Here is a 21,925-nt window from a genome sequence, read left to right on the forward strand (position 1 = left end):
CTTTTATTTTAGCATATGGACAAAAAAAATCCGGACCCTTTCGAGTCCGGAAATTTTATTTGTTTGGTGTTTATTTATTTCTGAAGAATCAGTTTTTCGGTTTGAGTTTGTCCGTTTCCAGTGAAGCGAACAAAATAAACTCCGGCTGATTGTTCGGTAAGATCAATTTGTTTTACTGCACCATTTTGAATGTTGTTCCATTGTGATGAAGCAACTACTTTACCGCTAAGATCAATTACCTCTACTTGTACAACTGAAACGATTGTTCCAAATGAAACATTAATCATTCCATTGCTAGGATTAGGGTAAAGACTGATGTTGTTTACCAATGAAAGATCTTCTACTCCAGCACAAGCATCAACTACGATAGCGAGTGAATCTGAATTTGAACATCCGTCAACATCCGTGTAAGAGTAAGTCAATGTATAGTTACCTACAGTAACAGTAGTTGGATCGAAAGATGTACCGGAAATACCGTTACCCGACCAAGAACCTCCAACCGGTGTTCCGGTTAAAGCAACTTGTGTTCCGTAAGTACAAACTGTAGAAACAGGTGAAGAAACAGTTACGTTTGGAAGTCCGTCTTCATCACCATAGCCTGCAACCCAATACAAAGCGTTAGCCATTAAGTCGCCACCTTGCGTTGATGCATCCCATAAATCGGAACGAGAATCTGATGAAGGAGGGAAGAAGTTAAGGTCGGCACGACGAGCATTGTTTCCACCAACATTTGTTTTATAAGCAACCAATCCAACTCCATTATCCCAATCTGCCAACATAGTAGCGCCTGCAGCAAGTGTAACTGAAGGAGATATAAAGGAAGCCGATCCTCCATTAAGATTTGTGATTCCTTTAATGATAGGGTGACAATCGTTATAAACCGTACCTAAATAGAGAGTGGTACCGTCTGTTTGGTTTCCTGATGGAACCATCACCTGGTAGGTGCTGGTATTAAATGCACCGGCAATGGGAACGCTAGCCGTTGAAAAAACTGCATTAACAACTCCACCGCCATTATCGATATAAGCAGCGAGATTATCACCAAGAAGTATATCATCTTGTGCTCCGTAGTCAGTAAATACCAACACCGCATCATAATAATCAAGTTCAGCTACAGTTGGTGTACCATCAACATAAATATTATACAAAGCCGCTTTACCGAATTTACCAGTTGCAAGGATTTTGTCTGCAACATCTTGTAACCACACATTGTCGTCTTCTGCACCGGCAACAAGGATACGTGGACGAATGGTCCATGTTAAAGCATTTGCCATTAACAATCCGCCGTCAGTAGCAGAATTCCAAAAGTCGGAACGAACATCGATGGATGGTGGGTAAAGGTTTAAATCCACGCGGCGTGATTTTGCTGGACCAACATTTTCTTTAACTGCCACTAACCAAGAACCGTTATTCCATTGTGCAATGGTAGAAGCGCCCGGGGCAAGTGTAGTAGATGTAGATACATAACTTGCAGTACCGCCATCTAAAGAGTTTACACCTTGCATTACAGGGTGACTTGGATCCAGAACGGTACCAAGTGTAAGTTGTGTGTTTTGATTCTGACCAGAAGGGACAACCACTTGATAAGTAGAAGTATTAAAGTTTCCATCGATAGGAACACTGGCATTTGCAAAAACGCAGTTTACAACACCGCCACCGCCATCGATATAAGCGGCCAGATTATCTCCCATTAATACTGAGTAGCTTGCTGAACCGTCAGTGAAAGTTAACACTGCATCATAAGCCTGAAGGTCTGTAAGTGTAGGAGTACCTGCAGAAATGTTATAAATGTCTACCACGTCAAACTGACCTGTAGCCTGAAGTTTAGCCTGAACATCGTTGTTCCATGCCGGATCTCCCGGAGCACCGCATACCAATACTTTAATCTGAGCATTGGAAAGTGTCCCCGTAAAGAATAAAGCTATCGCAAGAGAAAGCTTTTAGAATTTTGTAAAAGTTTCATGCATATTCTTTTCGTTTTGGGTTTTACAAATCAAAAGTAATTAGGATATTATGTATGAATTAGGACAAAAATCATATTTCGGAAAGTTTTTGTGAGCATTCAGAAGATTTTGAAAAAAATAATTAATAAACATCCTGGTTGTTTTAATAAGTTATGCTTTACAAAAAAGCTTCGTTGTATTTTAATTGAATTTAATACTCTAATTACGTTCAACCTAAAAAATGCTATAAATCGGGTATTAATACCATATAATCTAGGTGGTCCTACCGAAAAAGCCCGATCAGGTGCTGATTCGTCCTTATTTTACCTTTATATTAAATGGGATTAATCGTTTTATCACCCGGTGCGTAAAACGCATATTTGAATGTGAAATGGATTTTATTTATGGTGACGGTGTTCGCTATTGCGTGCACAAACAACGTTGCTCCTCCGCCTCCGCAAACGTGCGATACAAGTATTGTTTCTTATCATAACGACATTGTTCCGCTCATTCTGTCTTCCTGTTTCTCCTGTCATTCTGCCCCATCACCCAGTGCGGGTATTAATCTTGCCGACAGCGCCTCCTTTTTTTTCTATGTAAACGAAGGTAGTTTTTATGGTGCGGTTAGCTGGGACGGTTCCTATGCTTTAATGCCGCCTGATGCTAAACTGGATGATTGCTCCATGGCAAAAATCACAAAGTGGAAAAACGAAGGATACCCCGCCAATCAATAGCGGAGCACCCTTTACCTATTAGCGCACTTCAAATCCCATTGGGGGTACCCGAATTGCACCCGAGGGACCTCTCGCGTTGATGTTCTTAAATATTACTGTAGATCCGCTTCCGGCTCTCGATAAAAAACTTTTCATTTCAGTAGTGAGTCCCGCAGCATCCGAATGACGATTAATGATATTGTTTCCTGCCGTAATCACCATATCGAATGAGGTAATGGTAAATGAAACTTTACTTGGATTCAGCGGAAAGGAATTATCGTAACCAAGACGTATACCCACATTCATGTTACCGCTTACTTCCGATTTAGAAACAGTTCCCTGCGTTGATGGTATACTTCCGAAAAAGACCTGAGGTGTTGGTAGTTTTCGCACCATGTATGTTGGTCCGTTAAAACTTTTTACACCCTGTTCAGTTCTTACGCTGATTACAGAATTTAATCGTTGTCCAACAGCGGATGCCGGTGCACGAATGGTGTACTTACCTCCTCCCTGAGCACTAACAGATGCTCCGTTCAGACTAAGCATTGTTTTATCCTGAGGATATCCGGAAACCGAGGCAGAAAATGTATGGTCGTATCCAGCATAGATAATGGTCATGTCCTCATTGGAAACAACACCGCTTGGTTGTCCCACTTCATAACTATACGACCAGGGCTTCCATTTTTTTATACCACGTTCCTCAATAGCAATTTGTCCAAATAAAGTATGTTTTCCCGCTGTGTTTGCGCGGACAGAAATTGTTCCATTGGCCATTTGATTAAGATTCACCGAATCGTTCATTCCAAATTTTACTTCCGAAATTTTTGTTGAGTCGTAAGCGGCAATCATTATTTTTACCTGCATCGAATCGCCAAGATTCATGTAGTTGGAAGGAGCGAATGCCATAGGTTCTATTTTATTCACTTTAAATGGCTCCACTTTCACGCGTGATGATAAAATTTCCAGCGCTTGTACTTCTGCGGAACGGATATCGTTAGACAGCGAAGTAAACAGGGCTGATGCTGCAACCACCGGTGCATGATCAAACATTCCCAATTGCCAGTCGACCTCCGATTCAAAATCTTTTATTTTCTCCGGAAGACTCAGCGTTTTATATATACCTCTTATCCGGTCCTGATCTTCGGGATATACATTTTTGCGCAACTCTTCCTCAAGCGAAAGCGAATCGCTGATTGCGGTTGGATCGATTTTATATTTTTTTCCTCCGTATTCATATTCGGAAACAAGCACCATTAATTCATCGCGAAATGCATGAATTTTATTCCTGATCTCTGCTCCAAATGCATATCCGGATGTTCCGATTTCACCGCCAAACAAACGTGTGGCAATATCGTAATCGTCTTTGTTTTGAACCTCCATCAGGTTTCTTGTTTTAAACCGAAAATTTTCTTCATCCGGAACAACATAATCTTCCTGTTCTATTTCGAACAACATTTTGTTTTTGCATTCCATTTGGATAAAGTGGTCCATTTCGAAAACCTTTTTCCGAATCTCTACAGCTCGCTTTTTCCAGTTCAGAACTGCTGATTGACTCTCGGGTACTTTTGCTAAACTTTCGGTTAGCCGCGCCTCATCAAATCCTTGCATGATGGATTCCGATTTGTCGATTAAAATTCTGTTTCCTTCCATGAGTTTGTTATCGAGCTTTACAAAGGCATTAACAATCTCTTTGGAAACATTAAGCGCTAACAATGCGGTTAGAACGAGATACATCATCCCGATCATTTTTTGTCTGGGTGTTTCTTTACCTCCGGCCATAGTTTTGAGTTTTATGTTAGTCACCACGCAATGCACCACCCCAGCTCAAAACGGTTGTTTACTCTTAAAATTCAAGCCCGATAAAAAAGTAACAGGTGGACATAAATATTTTTCTTTTCCTGTGGGCGGGAAGGTCCTTTGTTGTATTTTCACTTTATGCGTAAATCTATTTTTCCGGCCACCATTTTTCTTCTGCTATTGATTTGGGCAGGATATTTTTACACGTTTAACCTGCAGCCCGACCAGGTATTTTCTTTTGGTTACCCCATGATGATTACCATGTTTTTTGGTTCCTTCATTGCCGGGGCCACCTCGGAAGGGGGAGGGGCTGTTGCTTTTCCTGTAATGACCTTGTTGCTGTCCATTCCATCTGCTGACGCCAGAATATTCTCTTTGGGATGCCAATCGTTTGGCATGACATCGGCCTCTGCTCTTATCCTATCGAAAAATTATCCAATTGTTCGTAGTTGTATTTTACCGGTTTCAATTTTTGGAATAGTAGGCTTTATTCTTTCTGATTTATTTATTGTACCCATTCTTTCAGGAGCAGTGGTAAAACTTTTTTTTGTTTCCCTTTGGCTTGCATTCGGAGTTGCATTATGGTGGATGAATAAAACATCCGGTCAACATAAATCCACCGCGCTTTCATTTCACCGAAAATCGGCAACGTTTAGTTTGTTGTTTGTTTTTGGATTTATCGGTGGTGGAATTTCTGCTTTATTCGGAAACGGGATTGACATTATCACGTTTACGCTATTAACGCTTGTGTTTCGGATTGATGAAAAAATTGCAACGCCTACTTCTGTTATATTAATGACCATCATGACCATTTTCGGTTTTCTTTGGCATCTCTTGTATAAAGCGGACATGAATGCTGCCACGGAAAGTTATTGGCTGGCTGCAGTTCCAGTAGCTATGTTAATGGCTCCGCTTGGTGCATGGGTAGTAAGCAAATTAAAAACCAATCACGTTGTGTTTATTTTATATTTTACCATCGTTGCGCAATTTATAACTGCACTCTACGTGATTAAACCCTCTGTAAGTTTGATTGTATTTTCTCTTTCTGTAATATTTATTGGATTAAGCATTTTCAGAGTGATGGCCTACATCAATAAATATTTTAAATGAAGAAAGCCGGGCTGTTTTTTGTGGTATTTCTTTTTTGTTTTTGCTTAAAAGCAACAGCGAATAAATCATTCTACCTCAGTAACCCTAATTCCATAGATTGCATTGTTCGTTTGGCAGATCACCCAAAGGGAACGATTATTTTATTACATGGATGGAATTTCAGTCCAACCGAGTGGTGCGAAAAAAGCAGCATTTGCGATAGTGCATTAAAAAGAGGATACAACCTGATTTTGCCTAACCTTGGTAAATCAACTTACCATTGGCAAACCTATCCGGAAACCAGAAAAGATTATTTAAAATATCCAACCCGAAAATGGATGTACGACAGTTTGTTTGTTTATCTGCAAAAATCGTTTTCGGTGTTAAAAGCGGGACAAAACAATTTTGTTGCCGGAATTTCAACAGGAGGAAGAGGCGCTGCTTTATTTGCGCTTGAACATCCTGAATTATTTAAAGCTGCAGTGTGTTTATCTGCCGATTTTGACCAAAGTCTATTAAAGGGCGAACCGATTAACACCGGGTTTTATGGTCCGTTTGAAAAATTTCCTGATCGTTGGAAAGGAAAAGATAATATTTATAACCGCGCTTCCGAATTAAAGGTTCCTCTCTTGCTTATTCATGGCAAAAAAGATAAAATGTGTCCCTACACCCAATCTGAATCTTTTTATGCTAAAATCTCCATGAACAATAATCCATTGGGACATCAAATCATTTTATCGAAAAACGATGGTCACTCCTACGCATTTTGGTCGGCCCAGAGCGAAATCATTCTTAATTTTTTTGACCAACATCTTCACTGAGTGCATTTAACTTTGTATATTCATCGTTAATGCGCCTTTTCCACACCATATTTCTTTTTTTGATTCTGACATCAGTTTCAAGCGGACAGGTACACAACTTTCGTAATTATTCCATTGAAGACGGTTTAACGCAATCCAGAGTTAGCACCATTGCACAGGATAAATCCGGATACATCTGGCTGGGGACTCTAGGCGGAGGGGTTTGTCGTTTCGACGGGAAACAGTTTATTCCCTACAGCATGCAGGATGGTTTAAGCAGCAACATCATTTATAAACTAATTTGCGATTCCAAAGGAATAATTTGGGCAGGAACCTCACAGGGGATTAGTCGATTTAACGGAAAACGATTCGAAAAAATAGCAACGCCATACAACATCGTTGATAAAGCCATTCTCGACATTACAGAAGACAAAACTGGAAATTTATGGTTCGCAACCAATGGCTATGGAGTCATTCGTTTTGACGGCTTAAAATACCACAAATTTGGAATACAAGACGGTTTAGGCTTTAGTGAGGTTAGCTCCATCTATTGTGATAAAAATAATACACTATGGGCAGGATCTTCAGGATACGGTATTGCTAAATTCAATAATGAGTTTTTTGAAAATGTAACTGAAAAAGCGCAATTAAACGGTGATTATATCCGTGAGATTTCGGAAGGACCAAGAAAAAATCTCATTGTATTTACGGAAAAAGGAGCGCAGGAATTCAATGGCAAAACATTTCAGTCTTCCATAGATTCTTTCCCCCCGGATGTAAAAATTTACCACGCATTTGAAAATGGCGATCAGTGGTTGGCAACTTCACAATCGATTTACCGGATTTCAGAAAAAAAAGAACCGTTGACGCTGGAGAATGGTTTAAGCTCAAATCAATTGTTGTGTTTATTCGAAGACAATGAAAAAAACATTTGGTTTGGTTTTGATGGTTCGGGCTGCAGTGTTTTTTCAGGCGATCGTTTTATCCATTTCGACCGCTATTCAGGATTGCCGGGAAACAGTGTAAATACCATTTACGAAGATGAATCCGGAATCATTTGGGTGGGCACCCAAAACGGATTAGCATATAACGAAGGCGAAGGTTTTCATCCACTTCATCTGGTTGGTTCTTCCTCCTATAATGTAAAAGCTATCATCGAAGACCGGGAAGGAAATTTATGGATAGGAACAGATAATTCGATTATTCGCACCAACGGTCCTTCTTGCCAGGTTTACAGTCAACATTCCGAGGGAAACATCCAATCGGTCCATTTTCTTTTTCAGGATCCTTACAACGGGGAATTATTTGCCGGGACCAACCTTGGCGTATTAAAATACAACGGCATTACGTTTGAACCCGCGTTTCAATCGCTCTTACCTGCGTGTAAGGTAAATTCCATCCGCATGCCTTCGCGGGAAGATTTGTGGATCAATACCGACAAAGGTGCCTTTCGCTATAACGGAGAAAGTTTGGTTCATCTACCCTTACGCGATGAATTCGGAAAGTTGGATGCTATTGATGTATGGAAAGATCCAAGGGGAAATTTTTGGATTATTACAGGAAGAGGAATTGTAATAAAACGCAAAGATGAAAGTTATGAGCACATCAAAAAACGGGATGGTCTCTGCTCTGAAAATCTAACCCTGATTTTATACGATAATCAATCCTTATGGATTGGATCGGACCATGGATTGGATAAAATTACACCCAACGAAGATTGGTCCATAAAAAGCATCGAACACTACGGAAAAACTGAAGGACTTAGAGGAGTAGAGTGTAATCCGGCCGCCGGTATCATTGATAAAAACGGAATGATGTGGATTGGTACCACCAATGGAGCTACACGCTATAATCATTTACTTGATTTGGAAAATGGAAATAAGCCCGTAGTTCATATTACCGGATTGCGGTTAAACTATGATAAAACAAACTGGACAAACAAATATCCCAATCAGGAGCTGGATGATCAATTGCCGAATAATATCGTTTTAAATTATAGCGACAACCACATCACGTTCGACTTTATCGCTTTTCAATATAAAAATCCGGATAATTTATATTACCGTTTTTTCCTTGAAGGCTTTGATGAAAAGTGGTCGCCCCCAACCAAAGAAAACCAGGCTACCTATTCGAATATTCCTCCGGGGAAATACAAGTTTATGGTTGCAGCAAAAACCAGTAATGGCAATTGGGGACCGGTAGATGAATTTATATTCGAAGTGGACGCTCCATTCTGGAGAAAGAAATGGTTCTATGCTTTGTTGATGCCCTTAATGGTAATTTTCTTTTATCTCATTCTTTTGTTCAGAACAAGGAATCTGAATCGTGCAAAAAGGAGACTGGAAGAAAAAGTCAGAATACGCACACAGGAATTAAATCAGCAAAAAGACGAGCTTGAAAAACTATCGATTGTTGCGTCGAACATGAACGAAGGCGTTCTTATTTGCGGTCCCGACGGCTCCATTGAATGGATCAACGATTCCTTCTTCCGGATGGCCGGTTATTCGAAAGAAGATTTTAATTCCTCTGTATATGGAAAAGCACAAACATTGCAGGAGTTAAGTTCCTTTCCGGGTATTGACCAGGTGGTAAAAGGATTTGTTACGAAAAAAGAAACGGTAGTATTCGATTCATCCCATTTTAACAAAGAAGGAAAAACGATTTGGACACGCGGCTCGATTGTTCCCATCTACAATAAGCGTTTTGAATTAGAAAAAATCATTGTCATTTATACCGACATCACCGACCGAAAATTAGCAGAGCTGGCCTTAGAGCAATCGAATAAAGATTTTCTGGATAGCATAAAATATGCACGCAGAATTCAGGAAGCAATTCTACCGGATATTCACCGCCTGGAACAAGAGTATCCGGATTCGTTTATGTTCTATCAGCCACGCGATATTGTAAGCGGAGATTTTTACTGGTTCACGAAAATCAACAATGTATTTTTGGTGGCAGTGGCAGATTGTACCGGACATGGTGTACCGGGAGCGTTTATGAGCTTGATTGGAAATGAATTCCTTCATCAGATTTCGAATGATGCCTTTGTTACCGGTCCCGAACAGTGTTTACACTTCCTCGATAAGCAGGTCACCCGTGCCTTGCACCAGGAAGGAGAAGCACGCGAATCGCGCGACGGAATGGATATTGGTCTTTGCGCATTGCATACCGACTCCATGCTTTGTCAGTTCTCCGGAGCAAACATTCCCATGTATCTGGTTCGCGAAGGCGAAGTGCTGGAATATGATTCGTTGAAGGAATCCATTGGTGGATTTAATGAGCGCGGAAAAGAATTTTACTCCCACGAATTTTTACTCTTACCGGGCGATTGTATCTACATGACTACGGATGGTTTTATTGATCAGTTTGGCGGTGAAAAAGGAAAAAAATTCATGCGGCGCCGGTTCAAGGAAATGCTGGTGAAAATCCATGCTTTACCAATGAAAGAACAACAAGAAATGATTCAGGAGGAATTTCGTTTGTGGGCGGGCGGGCGAAAACAGATCGACGATGTATTGGTGATTGGAATCCGCATCCACTGATTTTTTATTGGGGATATTCAACAAAAGGGCGACATTTGTGTTTTCCTAATTAGCTCATGCAAACAGATATCAAGAAGAAGGGCGTTGCCATTTTAGGTTCAACAGGATCCATTGGAACGCAAGCGCTGGAAGTCATCGAATCTCATCCCGAAGAGTTTTCGCTGGAAGTGATTACAGCCAATAAAAATGCAGATCTTCTGATTGCTCAATCCCGAAAATTTCTGCCAAACACGGTTGTGATTACCGACAAATCACTTCACAAGGTGGTAAAAGATGCCTTAGCTGATTTGGATATTAAAGTTTACACCGGAGAAGAATCGCTGGAACAAGTTGTGAGCATGAGCACGATCGACATTGTGCTTACTGCCATGGTGGGTTATTCCGGATTAAAGCCTACCATCGCTGCAATTGAAGCCGGAAAAGATATCGCTTTAGCCAACAAAGAAACCCTGGTGGTTGCGGGTGCGCTTATTACTAAAATGTGCAAAGAAAAAGGGGTTAACATTTATCCGGTGGACAGCGAACATTCTGCGATTTTTCAATGTTTGGTGGGTGAGTTTCATAATCCAATTGAAAAAATATATCTCACGGCATCGGGCGGACCCTTCCGTGGTAAGTCGCGTGCCGAATTAGAAAAAGTAACAAAAGCTCAGGCGCTAAAACATCCCAACTGGGAAATGGGTGCAAAAATCACCATCGATTCCGCTTCATTAATGAATAAAGGATTAGAGGTGATTGAAGCGAAATGGTTGTTCGGATTAAACGATGATCAGATTGATGTGATTGTTCATCCACAGTCCATCATCCACAGCATTGTTCAATTTAAAGATGGATCCATGAAAGCGCAAATGGGATTACCGGATATGAAATTACCCATTCAGTTTGCATTAGGATACCCACAACGCTTATCCTCCTCTTTTCCCCGTTTTAATTTTCTGGACTACCCACAACTCACCTTTGAGCAAGCCGATAAATCAACCTTTAAAAATCTTGATCTGGCTTATACCGCCATGAAAAAAGGAGGGAACATGGCTTGTATTTTAAACGCAGCCAATGAAATTGCCGTACAGGCCTTTTTAGAAGAGAAAATCGGGTTTTTAGACATTGCCAGTATCAACGAACGTTGCATGGAAAAAATGCATTTTATTGCTCAGCCAACGCTTGAAGATTATGTGCACACCAATGCGGAAACAAGATCGTTTGCATTGGAATTATTCTAACCTCCCGCAACAAAAATTAAGCTGTTGTTTTTTTCATTGGTTTCTTCAATGACGTTCTCCAAATCGAGAATCACTTTGATCTCGCAATTCGGATCGTAAATCCAGTGACCGTAAATCAGAAAATCCAATACATATTTTTTTCCCGGTCCAACCGAAGGAATCACACAATAACTTTCAAAATATTCATCATCGGCATTGGGATCCGTTGCAATGTATTCCAACTCCGATGCAATGCGCAGCTGATCTCCTTTTAATCCTTCTGCTTTTGCTGTTTTTGCACTGAGATCAATATCCTTTAACTGTGCGAGTGTTGGATAACTATTAACCGTTCCTTTATTCATGATAATCACCCGTACTCTGGTTCCGTCAATTTCTTCGAGGTATTCGGGGTCGAGGATTTCTACAACGGATAAATCAACATATTCTTTTTTATTGCTGATCAACTGACGTTCACCCCAGGATTCATATTGAGGTGGCGCCTGAATTAAATCGAAGGTATGATCTTCCTCCATCACCGGTTCTTCGGTGTTGCATTCGGAAGAATAAAGATTGATGTAATCAAAAATAATATCCAATGCCTCCTGGCGCATATCGTTAACCGTTATTAAAGGTTCATCACGCACCTGCACCATCACATTGTACACATAACACCAATCGCGGTCCAAATTGTATTGCGCTATAATTAATCCGTAAATGATAGCATGTGTTCTGGTGGGACCCCGATTAAACGCCTGCCATGCCAGATAATGTGCTTTTAACGGTTCAAAATAATTACCCATTGCCTGCAAATAGGCCAAACAGATTAATTCATCTTGTGAGAGTAATTCTGTACCCGGATAGGTTTCGGGTGTTTCTCCGCGATAAACCAAAACACTATCGAAAAATGCGAGTGGAAGTTTATGTTTCCCGGCCAGATAATCGCGGTACGCATTTACATATTCCATTTTCCCCCAACTCAGGGCATTGATCAAGGCCATTTTCTGATCGATTGGGTGACTACCACTCAAAAACGCAATCGACTCCTTATTCAGCGCTTCAGCTTCGGTGGCTGCTTTTACTTGCGGTATATCCATGTAAGCCGTATAAAACGGAGTAGAGGTTAATGGCGAGTCCGCTAAAACAATTGGGCTTCGAAGTACAAGCGCCAAAACAAGAATAATTAATGCGTTCCTTTTCATGAGTACAAATCTAAAGAGTCCAACGAAACTCCAGACACAAAGTTATACGGGCTTTACCGTATTTGCACCTCGGGTGATAGAAAATCGTACTTTTGGAAAAAACCTGAATACATGGAATACCTGGTGCAAGCCGGACAATTGATCCTGAGTCTTTCAATTCTGATCGTTTTACACGAATTCGGACATTTTATACCTGCTCGTATTTTTAAAACCAGAGTCGAAAAATTTTATCTCTTTTTTAATCCCTGGTTTTCTCTTTTCAAAGTGAAAAAAGGAGAAACCGAGTGGGGACTGGGATGGCTTCCTTTAGGAGGTTATGTAAAAATTTCGGGGATGATTGATGAGAGTATGGATAAAGAACAAATGTCCAAACCCGCCGAACCCTGGGAATTCAGAAGTAAACCAGCTTGGCAACGATTAATCATTATGCTGGGTGGTGTTACTGTTAATTTCATTCTTGGTTACCTCATTTACATCATGGTATTATTTGTTTGGGGAAAACAGTATTTACCTACAGAAAACGCCACGTATGGAATGTACATCAACAATCCTGCTTTATTGGGAGAAGACAAATTACTGCACGGAGATATTCTTGTGAGTGTAGAAGGCCATCAACCCAAAACACTGGCCGATGCGGGCACAATGATCATCATCGACGGTGCGCGTAAATTAGAAGTCATTCGCAACGGTTCGCTTAAACAAGTCACCCTACCGGGTGATATCAGCGATCAGTTATTGGAAAGCGGAAAAAAATCTTTGCCTTTTGATCCGCGTGTTCCCTTTGTAGCCGAAAGCGTAAAAAAAGGAATGGGTGCAGATGCAGCGGGAATTCAAAAAGGAGATAGCATTATTGGGGTGGACAATGAAATGAATCCTTTCTTTCAGGATATAGCCAATTATCTGGGCGAACACAAAGCCAGCACAGTCCAATTACATATCGTGCGCAATGATTCATCGTTAACCATTCCCGTAGAAGTAAATGAAGACGGATTCATCGGTATACAACCGGTTAGTCCCGATAAATTTCTAAGCTATAAAACCGAAAAATTTACCTTTCTGGAATCGATTCCCGAAGGCATAAGTACGGGAACAGAAACGCTCGTTAATTATGTAAAATCACTGGCCCTGGTATTTTCACCGGCCGGCGCCAAACAACTGGGAGGATTTGGAAGCATAGGTGGTATGTTTCCAAAAAGTTGGGACTGGCAAAAGTTTTGGTTGCTCACTGCGTTTATTTCCATCATTCTTGCATTCATGAATCTCTTACCCATTCCTGCCCTGGATGGCGGACATGTAATGTTTCTGATTTATGAAATGATTCGCGGTAAAGCACCAAGTCAGAAATTCCTTGAAATTGCGCAAACTATCGGAATGGTTTTATTATTAGGACTATTGGTATATGCCAACCTCAACGATATTTTAAAACTGTTTTAAGCGGCTATTCACTTTTACATCTTGAAATCTTCCTTTTTCATCACCCCGGTGTGGTGATATTTGGTTTTATTTTTGAGTGTACTGGTCTATGAAAAAGCTACTCTATTTTTTACTTCTTCTTCCTCAGGTGCTTTTTGCGCAGGAACGAACATTCAATAATGAAAAAAGCAATCAGAAAATGGTGACCGACACCAGCTTTAAACGTTCTGTATTGGTTGTTCCCTTCGAAACTAAAATGTACATGAGCCAAATCGACCGGCAGATTTGTAATCGTCACCAAATTTCATTTGAAAACATGGTGGACATGATGCGAAAAAATCTGGCCGACATTGTTGCGTTTAAACTGGAAGACGTAATGGACGCTTATTCCCTGATGCAACCCGGTAAAGATTCGTTAGAGCGCGAATTGCACTATACTTACACCTCGGTTAACTATGTGTACCGTGCAATGCCGGAAGAGAAAAAAGAAACAGCGAAAGACAGCAGCAGACTTCCCGTAAAAATTAAAATTGGAACTAAAGGAGAAAAAACAAACACTAAACCTAAAACGGAAAACGGAATTCAAAACGGACAAATCATTGCCGAGGAAGATCCGCGCGAAAAATTTATGGATGCAGATATTATTAATCCTAAACTTTTGAATGAATTAAGCGGTTTATACCATTCAACCTGGTTTGTATTTATTAATCAACTTGATTTACTGTATTCTCCGGAGTCGACGGATCAGATTCGCATTAAAGTTCATTACAGCATTTTTAACGAAAACGGCACAAAAAAATATGCCGGTGCCGCTATAAGTAAAATGCCATCATCCATCAGTGATTTAAGTACCATTAAAAACGATTATTTCTTTGCCATAGCAACAGAAATCACTGATAAATTCCGTTCTGCATTAAAAACACCCTAAGCTTCCTGTTTTTGGTTTTATTTTGGCTAAATTTGCACTTTAAGCATTAAAGCTATGTCTGAAGTTATGACCGATTTTGGTATCTCGGAAACACTTAAAGTGTTAGGGATTAAAGAAAAAAACAGTGGTGCATCTACCGGTTCTCACTGGTTTGCCACCCGTGGTGAAGAGATTCATTCCTATTCTCCTGTTAACGGAGAATTAATTGCAACCGTACATTCAGCTACCGAAGCAGAATATGAAGCCGTTATTTTAAAAGCTACCGAAGCATTTAAAGTATGGCGAAAAGTTCCCGCACCAAAACGTGGTGAAATTGTTCGCCAAATGGGTGAGGAATTACGTAAATACAAAAATGAACTAGGTAAGCTTGTTTCCTATGAAATGGGTAAATCCTATCAGGAAGGACTGGGAGAAGTACAGGAGATGATCGATATCTGTGATTTCGCAGTGGGATTATCACGTCAGCTTCATGGTTTAACCATGCACAGCGAACGCCCCAATCACCGTATGTACGAACAGTATCATCCGCTGGGAATTGTAGGTATTATTTCTGCATTCAACTTTCCTGTTGCAGTTTGGTCATGGAATTCGATGCTGGCCTGGATTTGTGGTGACGTTTGTATTTGGAAGCCTTCTGAGAAAACACCATTGTGTGCCATCGCGTGTCAAAACATCATCACCGATGTTCTAAAGAAAAATGATGTTCCCGAAGGAGTATCCTGTGTAATCATCGGCGACCGCAACATTGGAGAAATGATGAGTCACGATAAACGCGTTCCTTTAGTTTCTGCTACCGGATCTACCCGTATGGGTAAAGCCGTTGGTAAAGCGGTTGGTGAACGTTTAGGTCGTTCCTTATTGGAGCTTGGCGGAAACAATGCCATCATCATTAGTGAACATGCCGATTTAGAAATGGCCATGCTGGCTGTTATTTTCGGAGCTGTGGGTACTGCCGGTCAACGCTGCACCACCACCCGCCGTTTAATCATTCACGAGTCCATTTACGAAAGCGTAAAAGCAAAACTTAAAGCGGCCTATTCCCATTTACGCATCGGTAATCCACTGGATCAAAACAACCATGTTGGTCCGCTCATCGATAAACATGCCGTTTCACTGTATGAAAACGCATTGAAAGAAGCAGAAAAAGAAGGCGGAAAAGTACTTGTTGCCGGAGGCGTTTTAAGCGGCGAAGGCTACGAAAGCGGTTGTTATGTTAAGCCGGCGATTATCGAGGCTAAAAACCACTTTAAAATCGTTCAGGAAGAAACCTTTGCGCCGATATTATACATCATGTCCTACAAAACCATCGAAGAAGCCATTGAGCTTCAAAACGGGGTTGTGCAGGGACTTTCTTCGGCAATCATGACGCTGAATATGCGTGAGGCTGAGCGTTTCTTATCGGTAGAGGGATCGGATTGTGGAATTGCCAATGTTAACATTGGTACTTCAGGAGCCGAAATCGGGGGAGCATTTGGTGGTGAAAAGGAAACAGGCGGGGGACGCGAATCCGGATCGGATGCGTGGAAAGCTTATATGCGTCGCCAAACCAATACCATTAATTACGGAAATCAATTACCTTTGGCGCAAGGAATTAAATTCGATATCTAAAACTTCATCCGATACAATGGAAAGAAAAGAAGCAGAACGTCTGGCCGATAGCATTGCAAAAGATTATGCTAAAAATGGCAATAGCGAAAAAGTGATTAACGATCTCAAAACGTTACGTAATTATTTTATTGAGATCAAAGATCCTACGTTAACCAAAATCATTCGCCTTACTTACGAATACCTCGAAAACAATGAGGATTTCGATTTGGTATTGGAAGATTTTGAAGAAGAAAGCGAAGAAAGCTCTTTTGAATACCTCATGCAATTGGTGGTAGCTTACGATAATCCGTATAACCGCGAAGAGCTGAATGAGTACAAACAACTCATGATGGAAGCGTAATAGAATCTTATGATAAAAAGAAAAGGGACCTGTTCGGGTCCCTTTTTTTATATAGCGAAATGCTCCTCTAACGCAGGAGCGTAATCGTTCCTTTTTGCTCGTAATTTACACCATCGTATCCTACTGCTTTTATCCAGTAGAAATAGGTTCCTGTTGGACAAGCCACTCCGGCAGGAAAGGTATACCCATCCCAAAAACCCCGCGGTCCGTTCCAGGCTTGTACGATTTCCCCGTAGCGGTTCATAATGGTACACTCCAGCTCTTTTATCCCCATCACCTGTGGCATAAATAAATCGTTTACGCCATCTTCGTTTGGACTAAACACATTGGGTATGGTTAAAGAAGAAGCGGACAAAACCAGCACATTTGCAAAGGCCGTATCAGAACATAGTCCGTCTGTTACAACGAGTGAAGCAGAATAATTTCCGGCCAGGTTGTAGTTGTGAATAATCGATGTGATTCCACCACTCGCGGTTCCGTCGCCATAATCCAGCAGTGAACCAGTGTGACCAACCGAAGCATCCGTAAACAGCACGTCCTCCCCAACAAAAACAGTAGTGGCGCTCACCAATAAATCGGCACTTAAAATTGAATTAGGAGAAATAACAATGGTATCGCTTACCGAACAGGGTTGTGGCGACTGAACAACTACAATGTATGTACCCGGACTTAAATTAGAAAACACATTCGAAGCAGAGAAGGTTAATCCCCCATCAATAGAATACGTTAAGGAAGGCGCTCCGGAAGCGTTAATCGTAAGAGACCCGTTGCTGGAATAGAAGCAATCCGGATTGACCACACTATATGAATCGATGGTACAAGCCTGCGAAACATAAGCCCAACCCAACAACAGGATTACAGCCCAAAATTTCAAAACCACATGTAATCGAATCATCCGCATTGGTATAGTGACGTAAATTTAATCGATTTTGTTGCTTTTTACACCATTTGGCGGAGGATATTGTACTGAAGGCAACAAAGCGCCTCCGAACCTGCGCTTTTTCTTGTTGAGGTTTTTCCTTTTAACTCGTCGTTCAATCGCTGAAAGGTCGCTTTAGAAGAATTCAACGTAAATCGCTTACCCTTATTCGATAAAAAGTGACGGGAAATTCTTCCGGACAAACTCTCACATAAATTCAGGTTCGCCTTTGATAAATGAATAGCAAACTCCATTAAACGCGACCAGGTAGAAAGTTGGAAATTGCTGACATAAGAAAGCTGATTCAGTTTTTTTAATGCAGGACTAAAATCCTTCTGCAAAAAATAAATTAATGCGAGAAGGAAATCCTTTCTGAATTGATTTTCTTCTTCCATTTTTATTTTCTGAATTTCTTTACTATCCGGCAAAGGTTTTTTCTTTTCGGCCGCTGCAAGAATCCGAATTAAATGATAATAAAAAAGTTCGAGTCCGTTTTCCGAATCCTTTAAATTTTCGGCCTGACTTAAAATGACACTTGCGCTTTCACCAAAGTGAAATTGATGTTGCAAAAGTAAAAACGCGTATTTGTTTTTTAGTTTAGAAAGTTCCTTTGAAGCCTTCATTCGTTTTAAGGCATCTGCCACCTTGCGAATCCGAACAGAAAATAATTTTTCGTCGTAAAAAACAAATCGCGCAGAAGCAAGTAAGTATTCTATTTCTTCGGTGCTTCCCGACGAAAGTTGAATTAATACTTCAACCTCATCATCCGTTAGCACCAGCGCTTTCATCCCCTCGGTAAGTTCGGTGTCCTCAAACGTTAAAACCGATAACAAATCATACACACGTGCTAGTTCGCCGTGATAGCTTTTTTGGATAAGTGCATTCTTTTGAATCAACAATTGCTTCAAATGCTGCATTTCCTTTTTCGTGTGCGTTTTAGACGTGTGCTCCATCATCCGGTCGATGAAATAAGCCGTCATAAACCGGTCGTTTTCCTTTTCAGAATATTCACCGGTTCTTTCTAAATAACGCAATTCAACGGCAGGATCTCCTTTTGATGTGTATATGCGAGATAATAGAAAATTCCGCATTAATTGATTTTCACCCAGAAAATTCTTCAGTTTAACCTGCTCAATTTCTTTTAATGAAAAATCGATAAATCGACGCTGAATTTTATCTTTTTCGTGTTCATCTTTTTTACCTCCGTAAAGCGGCTTGGCACAAAGATCCAGCAAGTGTTCAAACTCGTCTTTTTGACCGTTTGATTTTTTCATTAGCTGATACAGTGCAGCATGACGCTTATCGCCGGAGCGCTTACACACATTCAGTAATTGATGACGCTCCGCTTTGTTCAGCTCATCGATGAGTAAAAAAAGAGATTTTCCTTTCATTTACTTGTTAACACTTATCTGTCGTAAAACAATTTGAAGGACACTCTCCTCCATTGATCAAATTAATATCTTTAAGAATCATCATTCACTTCCTATGGCAAAAAATAATTCACAGAACAGTACTAACAAAATGTATCAACTGCTTCGTAAAGAGGTGCTAGAGCAAATGAGTGAAAATGCTGATCGGTCGTTTAACTATAAACAACTTTCCAAAGCCATTGGGGCTGACGACAAGCATAGCCGTGAAATGATTCAGGAGATTCTGGAAGAATTATGCGAGGATGAGGTAATACGAGAGACCGACCGTGGGAGATACGCCTTTAAAAAGAAAAAAGAAGTCCTCAGTGGAACCCTGGATGTCACCTCCAAGGGCAACGCCTACCTGATTAGTTTAACAGAAGGTGTTCCCGACGTTTTTGTTCATCGCAAAAACCTCAATCACGCCCTACATGGCGATACGGTAAATATTCTGGTATACCCACCTAAAAAAGACCAGCAACGCGAAGGAGAGGTTATAGAGATCGTTCAGCGGGCCACCTTATCCTTTGTGGGTCGCATTCAACTGAATAAAAACACTGCGTTTTTAATACCGGACTCACAACGGATGTATGTCGACATTTTCATCCCCATTGAAAAACTAAATGGCGCCAAGAATAACGATAAAGTAATAGCACAAATCACCGACTGGCCGCCGCAAGCCGCTAATCCGTTTGGAAAAGTAACCGAAGTACTGGGCGCAGTGGGCGACAATGAAGCAGAGATGCATGCTATTCTTGCTGAATTCGGATTACCCTATCGTTATCCTAAAGAAGTGGAAGAAGCTGCTAATAAACTGAATCCCGCCATTACCGAACAAGAAGTTGCAAAGCGAAGAGATTTCAGAGGGATTACAACTTTTACCATCGACCCGGTAGACGCCAAGGATTTCGATGATGCCTTATCGGTGCAATTCATTAAAGAAGAAAACGGTAAAAAAATCTACGAAGTAGGTGTGCACATTGCGGACGTTTCACACTATGTTGTGCCGGGAAGTATTTTGGATAAAGAAGCGCTTGAACGTGCAACATCGGTTTATTTGGTGGACCGTGTAGTTCCCATGCTTCCTGAAATTTTATCCAATCAAATTTGCTCTTTACGTCCCAACGAAGACAAGCTTACATTTTCGGTGGTGTTTGAAATGGATGAAGACGCTAAAATCAGAAGAGAATGGTTTGGAAGAACTGTTATTCATTCGAACCGCAGATTTACCTATGAAGAGGCTCAGGCCATCATAGAAGGTGGAGAAGGTGATTTAAAAGAGGAGATTTTGTTGTTGGATAAAATGGCAAAAATTGTCAGAGAAAAACGAATGCAAAACGGAGCGCTTGGACTGGAAAGTATAGAAGTAAAATTCAGGCTCGACGAAAAAGGAAAACCGATTGGTGTTTACACGAAAATATCGAAAGATGCCAATAAGCTCATTGAAGAATTTATGTTGCTTGCCAATAAAGCTGTTGCTAAAAAAGTTGGAGAGCCCGACGGTAAGAAAAAAATTCTTCCAATGGTATACCGCGTACACGATGAGCCCTCTAAAGAAAAACTTAAAGAGCTTGCCGAATTTGTTTCTTTGTTAGGTTATAAACTTAAATCCTACGACACTCAACGTCTACCCGCTGCAGTAAATAAATTAATCAGCGAAATTCAGGATAAACGTGTTGCAGAAACGATACAGAATTACACCATCCGATCGATGGCGAAAGCGATTTACGATGTAAATAATATTGGACATTACGGATTGGCGTTTGATTACTATACACACTTCACTTCACCTATCCGTCGCTATCCCGATTTAATTGTCCACCGCATTTTACAACACGCGCTGGATCATGAAAATGCTTTTTCAAAAAATCAATTAGAACTTTGGTGCAGACATTCCTCTGCGCAGGAAAAAAAAGCTGCCGATGCCGAACGTGCTTCCATTAAATACAAACAGGTGGAGTATATGAAAGAACATATCGGCGAAGTGTTTGATGGTGTGGTATCGGGTGTAACCGAATGGGGGATTTATGTAGAAATTGAAGAAAATCACTGTGAGGGAATGATTCCATTGCGCTCTATCTCAGGCGATGTTTATGTATACGATCAGGAAGCATTATGTGTACGCGGAGTGCGTTCTAAAAAAACTTACCGCTTGGGTAGCAGGATAAAAATTAAAGTGAAAAACGCCGACTTAATGCGCCGACAAATTGATTTTGAAATGGTATAAAAAAAGGGGCTGCAGAGCCCCTTTATAATTTATCTTTTTGGTTATACCAGATTCAAACGATTCACTAAATCGTCCTTATAAGAACCGCCAATAGGAATCACTTTCTTATCATTCTCCAGGACCAGATTTGGCAAATCAATCGAAGCAATCTTATCGATGCGCACAATGAAAGAACGGTGTACACGAATAAAATCACTGATTGGCATTTTCTTTTCAATGTCCTTCATGGTAGAGTGGATGGTGTACCGGCTATTCAGTGTATTGATCACCACATAATCTTTCAAAGCCTCAATGTAAAAGATCTCTTTTGTATTGAGCTTAATTAATCTGGAATTAGATTTTACAAAGATGTAATCTTTTGAATCTTTGTTTTCCACAATGGAATAAAGTAAATCTCTTTCTTTTACAATTTCTTTTTCCTTCTTGTGTTTGTACAGAGCCATTTCTATGGACGTATGCAAATCAATTTCCTTAAACGGCTTAATGATATAACCATACGGCTCTGTTACTTTCGCTTTAGATAAAGTACTTTCATCGGCATAAGCGGTGAGAAAAATAACAGGTATCGCCTCATTTTTTTTAATTTCTCCTGCGGCATCAATTCCGGTAATAGAACCTTTCAGCATAATGTCCATTAACACAATGTCTGGTCGCAATTCTGTGGCAAGCGCTATTGCTTTTTCTCCGGTAGAAGCAGCTCCCACCACATTGTAACCAAGTTTAGTCAGACTCTGCTGAATGTCCTTCGATACGATACTTTCATCTTCTACTACGAGTACGGTTGTTTTTGACATAAAAA

General features: G+C 40.6%; 16 protein-coding genes. 10 read left to right on the top strand and 6 right to left on the bottom strand.

What is annotated here, in order from left to right:
* Window positions 1-74: 74 nt before the first annotated feature.
* Window positions 75-1,877 (bottom strand): T9SS type A sorting domain-containing protein, encoded by a 1,803-nt coding sequence (locus tag K1X56_06550; protein ID MBX7094364.1) that lies wholly within the window; start codon window positions 1,875-1,877, stop codon window positions 75-77.
* A gap of 452 nt (window positions 1,878-2,329) precedes the next feature.
* Between K1X56_06550 and K1X56_06555 the strand changes: the two genes are divergently transcribed.
* Entirely contained in the window at window positions 2,330-2,677 is a 348-nt protein-coding gene (locus K1X56_06555) for a hypothetical protein (protein ID MBX7094365.1), read from the top strand.
* Between the two features lie 18 nt (window positions 2,678-2,695).
* Here K1X56_06555 and K1X56_06560 read toward each other — a convergent pair whose 3' ends face one another.
* Entirely contained in the window at window positions 2,696-4,435 is a 1,740-nt protein-coding gene (locus K1X56_06560; protein ID MBX7094366.1) for a hypothetical protein, read from the bottom strand.
* A gap of 156 nt (window positions 4,436-4,591) precedes the next feature.
* Here K1X56_06560 and K1X56_06565 point away from each other — a divergent pair, with 156 nt between their 5' ends.
* From K1X56_06565 to K1X56_06580, 4 genes are read left to right on the top strand one after another with little or no spacing between them, the layout of a single operon-like run.
* The gene (locus K1X56_06565; GenBank protein ID MBX7094367.1) at window positions 4,592-5,563 is read left to right on the top strand and encodes a sulfite exporter TauE/SafE family protein; all 972 of its coding nucleotides are present in this window, start codon (window positions 4,592-4,594) and stop codon (window positions 5,561-5,563) included.
* Window positions 5,560-6,363: a prolyl oligopeptidase family serine peptidase gene (locus K1X56_06570; GenBank protein MBX7094368.1), complete on the top strand. Its 804-nt coding sequence runs from the start codon at window positions 5,560-5,562 to the stop codon at window positions 6,361-6,363. The genes K1X56_06565 and K1X56_06570 overlap by 4 nt, the downstream gene beginning before the upstream one ends.
* A 59-nt stretch (window positions 6,364-6,422) precedes the next feature.
* A complete protein-coding gene (locus tag K1X56_06575; protein MBX7094369.1) occupies window positions 6,423-9,884 on the top strand; it encodes a SpoIIE family protein phosphatase in 3,462 nt (1,153 codons plus the stop codon).
* Window positions 9,885-9,940: 56 nt separating this feature from the next.
* On the top strand, window positions 9,941-11,104 hold the full coding sequence (locus K1X56_06580) for a 1-deoxy-D-xylulose-5-phosphate reductoisomerase (GenBank protein MBX7094370.1): 1,164 nt from the start codon (window positions 9,941-9,943) through the stop codon (window positions 11,102-11,104).
* Here K1X56_06580 and K1X56_06585 read toward each other — a convergent pair.
* Window positions 11,101-12,282 carry a hypothetical protein gene (locus tag K1X56_06585; protein ID MBX7094371.1) on the bottom strand — a complete coding sequence of 394 codons (1,182 nt, stop codon included), beginning with the start codon at window positions 12,280-12,282 and terminating at the stop codon, window positions 11,101-11,103. The genes K1X56_06580 and K1X56_06585 overlap by 4 nt on opposite strands.
* 111 nt (window positions 12,283-12,393) lie before the next feature.
* Between K1X56_06585 and rseP the strand changes: the two genes are divergently transcribed.
* From rseP to K1X56_06605, 4 genes are all read left to right on the top strand, one after another.
* A complete protein-coding gene (gene rseP, locus K1X56_06590; protein MBX7094372.1) occupies window positions 12,394-13,716 on the top strand; it encodes an RIP metalloprotease RseP in 1,323 nt (440 codons plus the stop codon).
* 88 nt (window positions 13,717-13,804) lie between these two features.
* On the top strand, window positions 13,805-14,623 hold the full coding sequence (locus K1X56_06595; protein ID MBX7094373.1) for a hypothetical protein: 819 nt from the start codon (window positions 13,805-13,807) through the stop codon (window positions 14,621-14,623).
* A 54-nt stretch (window positions 14,624-14,677) separates the two neighbouring features.
* Window positions 14,678-16,231, top strand: coding sequence for an aldehyde dehydrogenase family protein (locus tag K1X56_06600; protein ID MBX7094374.1), 1,554 nt, complete (start codon window positions 14,678-14,680; stop codon window positions 16,229-16,231).
* Window positions 16,232-16,247: 16 nt separating this feature from the next.
* Window positions 16,248-16,571 carry a hypothetical protein gene (locus tag K1X56_06605; GenBank protein ID MBX7094375.1) on the top strand — a complete coding sequence of 108 codons (324 nt, stop codon included), beginning with the start codon at window positions 16,248-16,250 and terminating at the stop codon, window positions 16,569-16,571.
* A 67-nt stretch (window positions 16,572-16,638) separates the two neighbouring features.
* Here the strand turns inward: K1X56_06605 and K1X56_06610 are convergent, their stop codons facing one another.
* Together K1X56_06610 and K1X56_06615 are read right to left on the bottom strand one after the other, a co-directional pair.
* Window positions 16,639-17,466: a gliding motility-associated C-terminal domain-containing protein gene (locus tag K1X56_06610; protein ID MBX7094376.1), complete on the bottom strand. Its 828-nt coding sequence runs from the start codon at window positions 17,464-17,466 to the stop codon at window positions 16,639-16,641.
* A gap of 44 nt (window positions 17,467-17,510) precedes the next feature.
* Window positions 17,511-18,881, bottom strand: coding sequence for a hypothetical protein (locus K1X56_06615; GenBank protein ID MBX7094377.1), 1,371 nt, complete (start codon window positions 18,879-18,881; stop codon window positions 17,511-17,513).
* A 94-nt stretch (window positions 18,882-18,975) separates the two neighbouring features.
* Between K1X56_06615 and rnr the strand changes: the two genes are divergently transcribed.
* Window positions 18,976-21,126: a ribonuclease R gene (gene rnr / locus K1X56_06620; GenBank protein MBX7094378.1), complete on the top strand. Its 2,151-nt coding sequence runs from the start codon at window positions 18,976-18,978 to the stop codon at window positions 21,124-21,126.
* A 41-nt stretch (window positions 21,127-21,167) separates the two neighbouring features.
* On the opposite strand, the gene K1X56_06625 is transcribed toward rnr, so the two are convergent.
* A complete protein-coding gene (locus K1X56_06625; GenBank protein ID MBX7094379.1) occupies window positions 21,168-21,920 on the bottom strand; it encodes a response regulator in 753 nt (250 codons plus the stop codon).
* Window positions 21,921-21,925 lie beyond the last annotated feature (5 nt).

Source organism: Flavobacteriales bacterium, assembly GCA_019694795.1.
GTDB lineage: Bacteria > Bacteroidota > Bacteroidia > Flavobacteriales_D > UBA2798 > UBA2798.

Excerpts from the sequence above, each read along its gene's own strand:
- K1X56_06565 (MBX7094367.1), top strand. The coding sequence starts at position 4,592 with ATGCGTAAATCTATTTTTCCGGCCACCATTTTTCTTCTGCTATTGATT.
- rseP (MBX7094372.1), top strand. The coding sequence starts at position 12,394 with ATGGAATACCTGGTGCAAGCCGGACAATTGATCCTGAGTCTTTCAATT.
- K1X56_06610 (MBX7094376.1), bottom strand. The coding sequence starts at position 17,466 with ATGATTCGATTACATGTGGTTTTGAAATTTTGGGCTGTAATCCTGTTG.
- K1X56_06600 (MBX7094374.1), top strand. The coding sequence starts at position 14,678 with ATGTCTGAAGTTATGACCGATTTTGGTATCTCGGAAACACTTAAAGTG.
- K1X56_06580 (MBX7094370.1), top strand. The coding sequence starts at position 9,941 with ATGCAAACAGATATCAAGAAGAAGGGCGTTGCCATTTTAGGTTCAACA.
- rnr (MBX7094378.1), top strand. The coding sequence starts at position 18,976 with ATGGCAAAAAATAATTCACAGAACAGTACTAACAAAATGTATCAACTG.
- K1X56_06560 (MBX7094366.1), bottom strand. The coding sequence starts at position 4,435 with ATGGCCGGAGGTAAAGAAACACCCAGACAAAAAATGATCGGGATGATG.
- K1X56_06585 (MBX7094371.1), bottom strand. The coding sequence starts at position 12,282 with ATGAAAAGGAACGCATTAATTATTCTTGTTTTGGCGCTTGTACTTCGA.
- K1X56_06625 (MBX7094379.1), bottom strand. The coding sequence starts at position 21,920 with ATGTCAAAAACAACCGTACTCGTAGTAGAAGATGAAAGTATCGTATCG.
- K1X56_06570 (MBX7094368.1), top strand. The coding sequence starts at position 5,560 with ATGAAGAAAGCCGGGCTGTTTTTTGTGGTATTTCTTTTTTGTTTTTGC.
- K1X56_06595 (MBX7094373.1), top strand. The coding sequence starts at position 13,805 with ATGAAAAAGCTACTCTATTTTTTACTTCTTCTTCCTCAGGTGCTTTTT.
- K1X56_06605 (MBX7094375.1), top strand. The coding sequence starts at position 16,248 with ATGGAAAGAAAAGAAGCAGAACGTCTGGCCGATAGCATTGCAAAAGAT.
- K1X56_06615 (MBX7094377.1), bottom strand. The coding sequence starts at position 18,881 with ATGAAAGGAAAATCTCTTTTTTTACTCATCGATGAGCTGAACAAAGCG.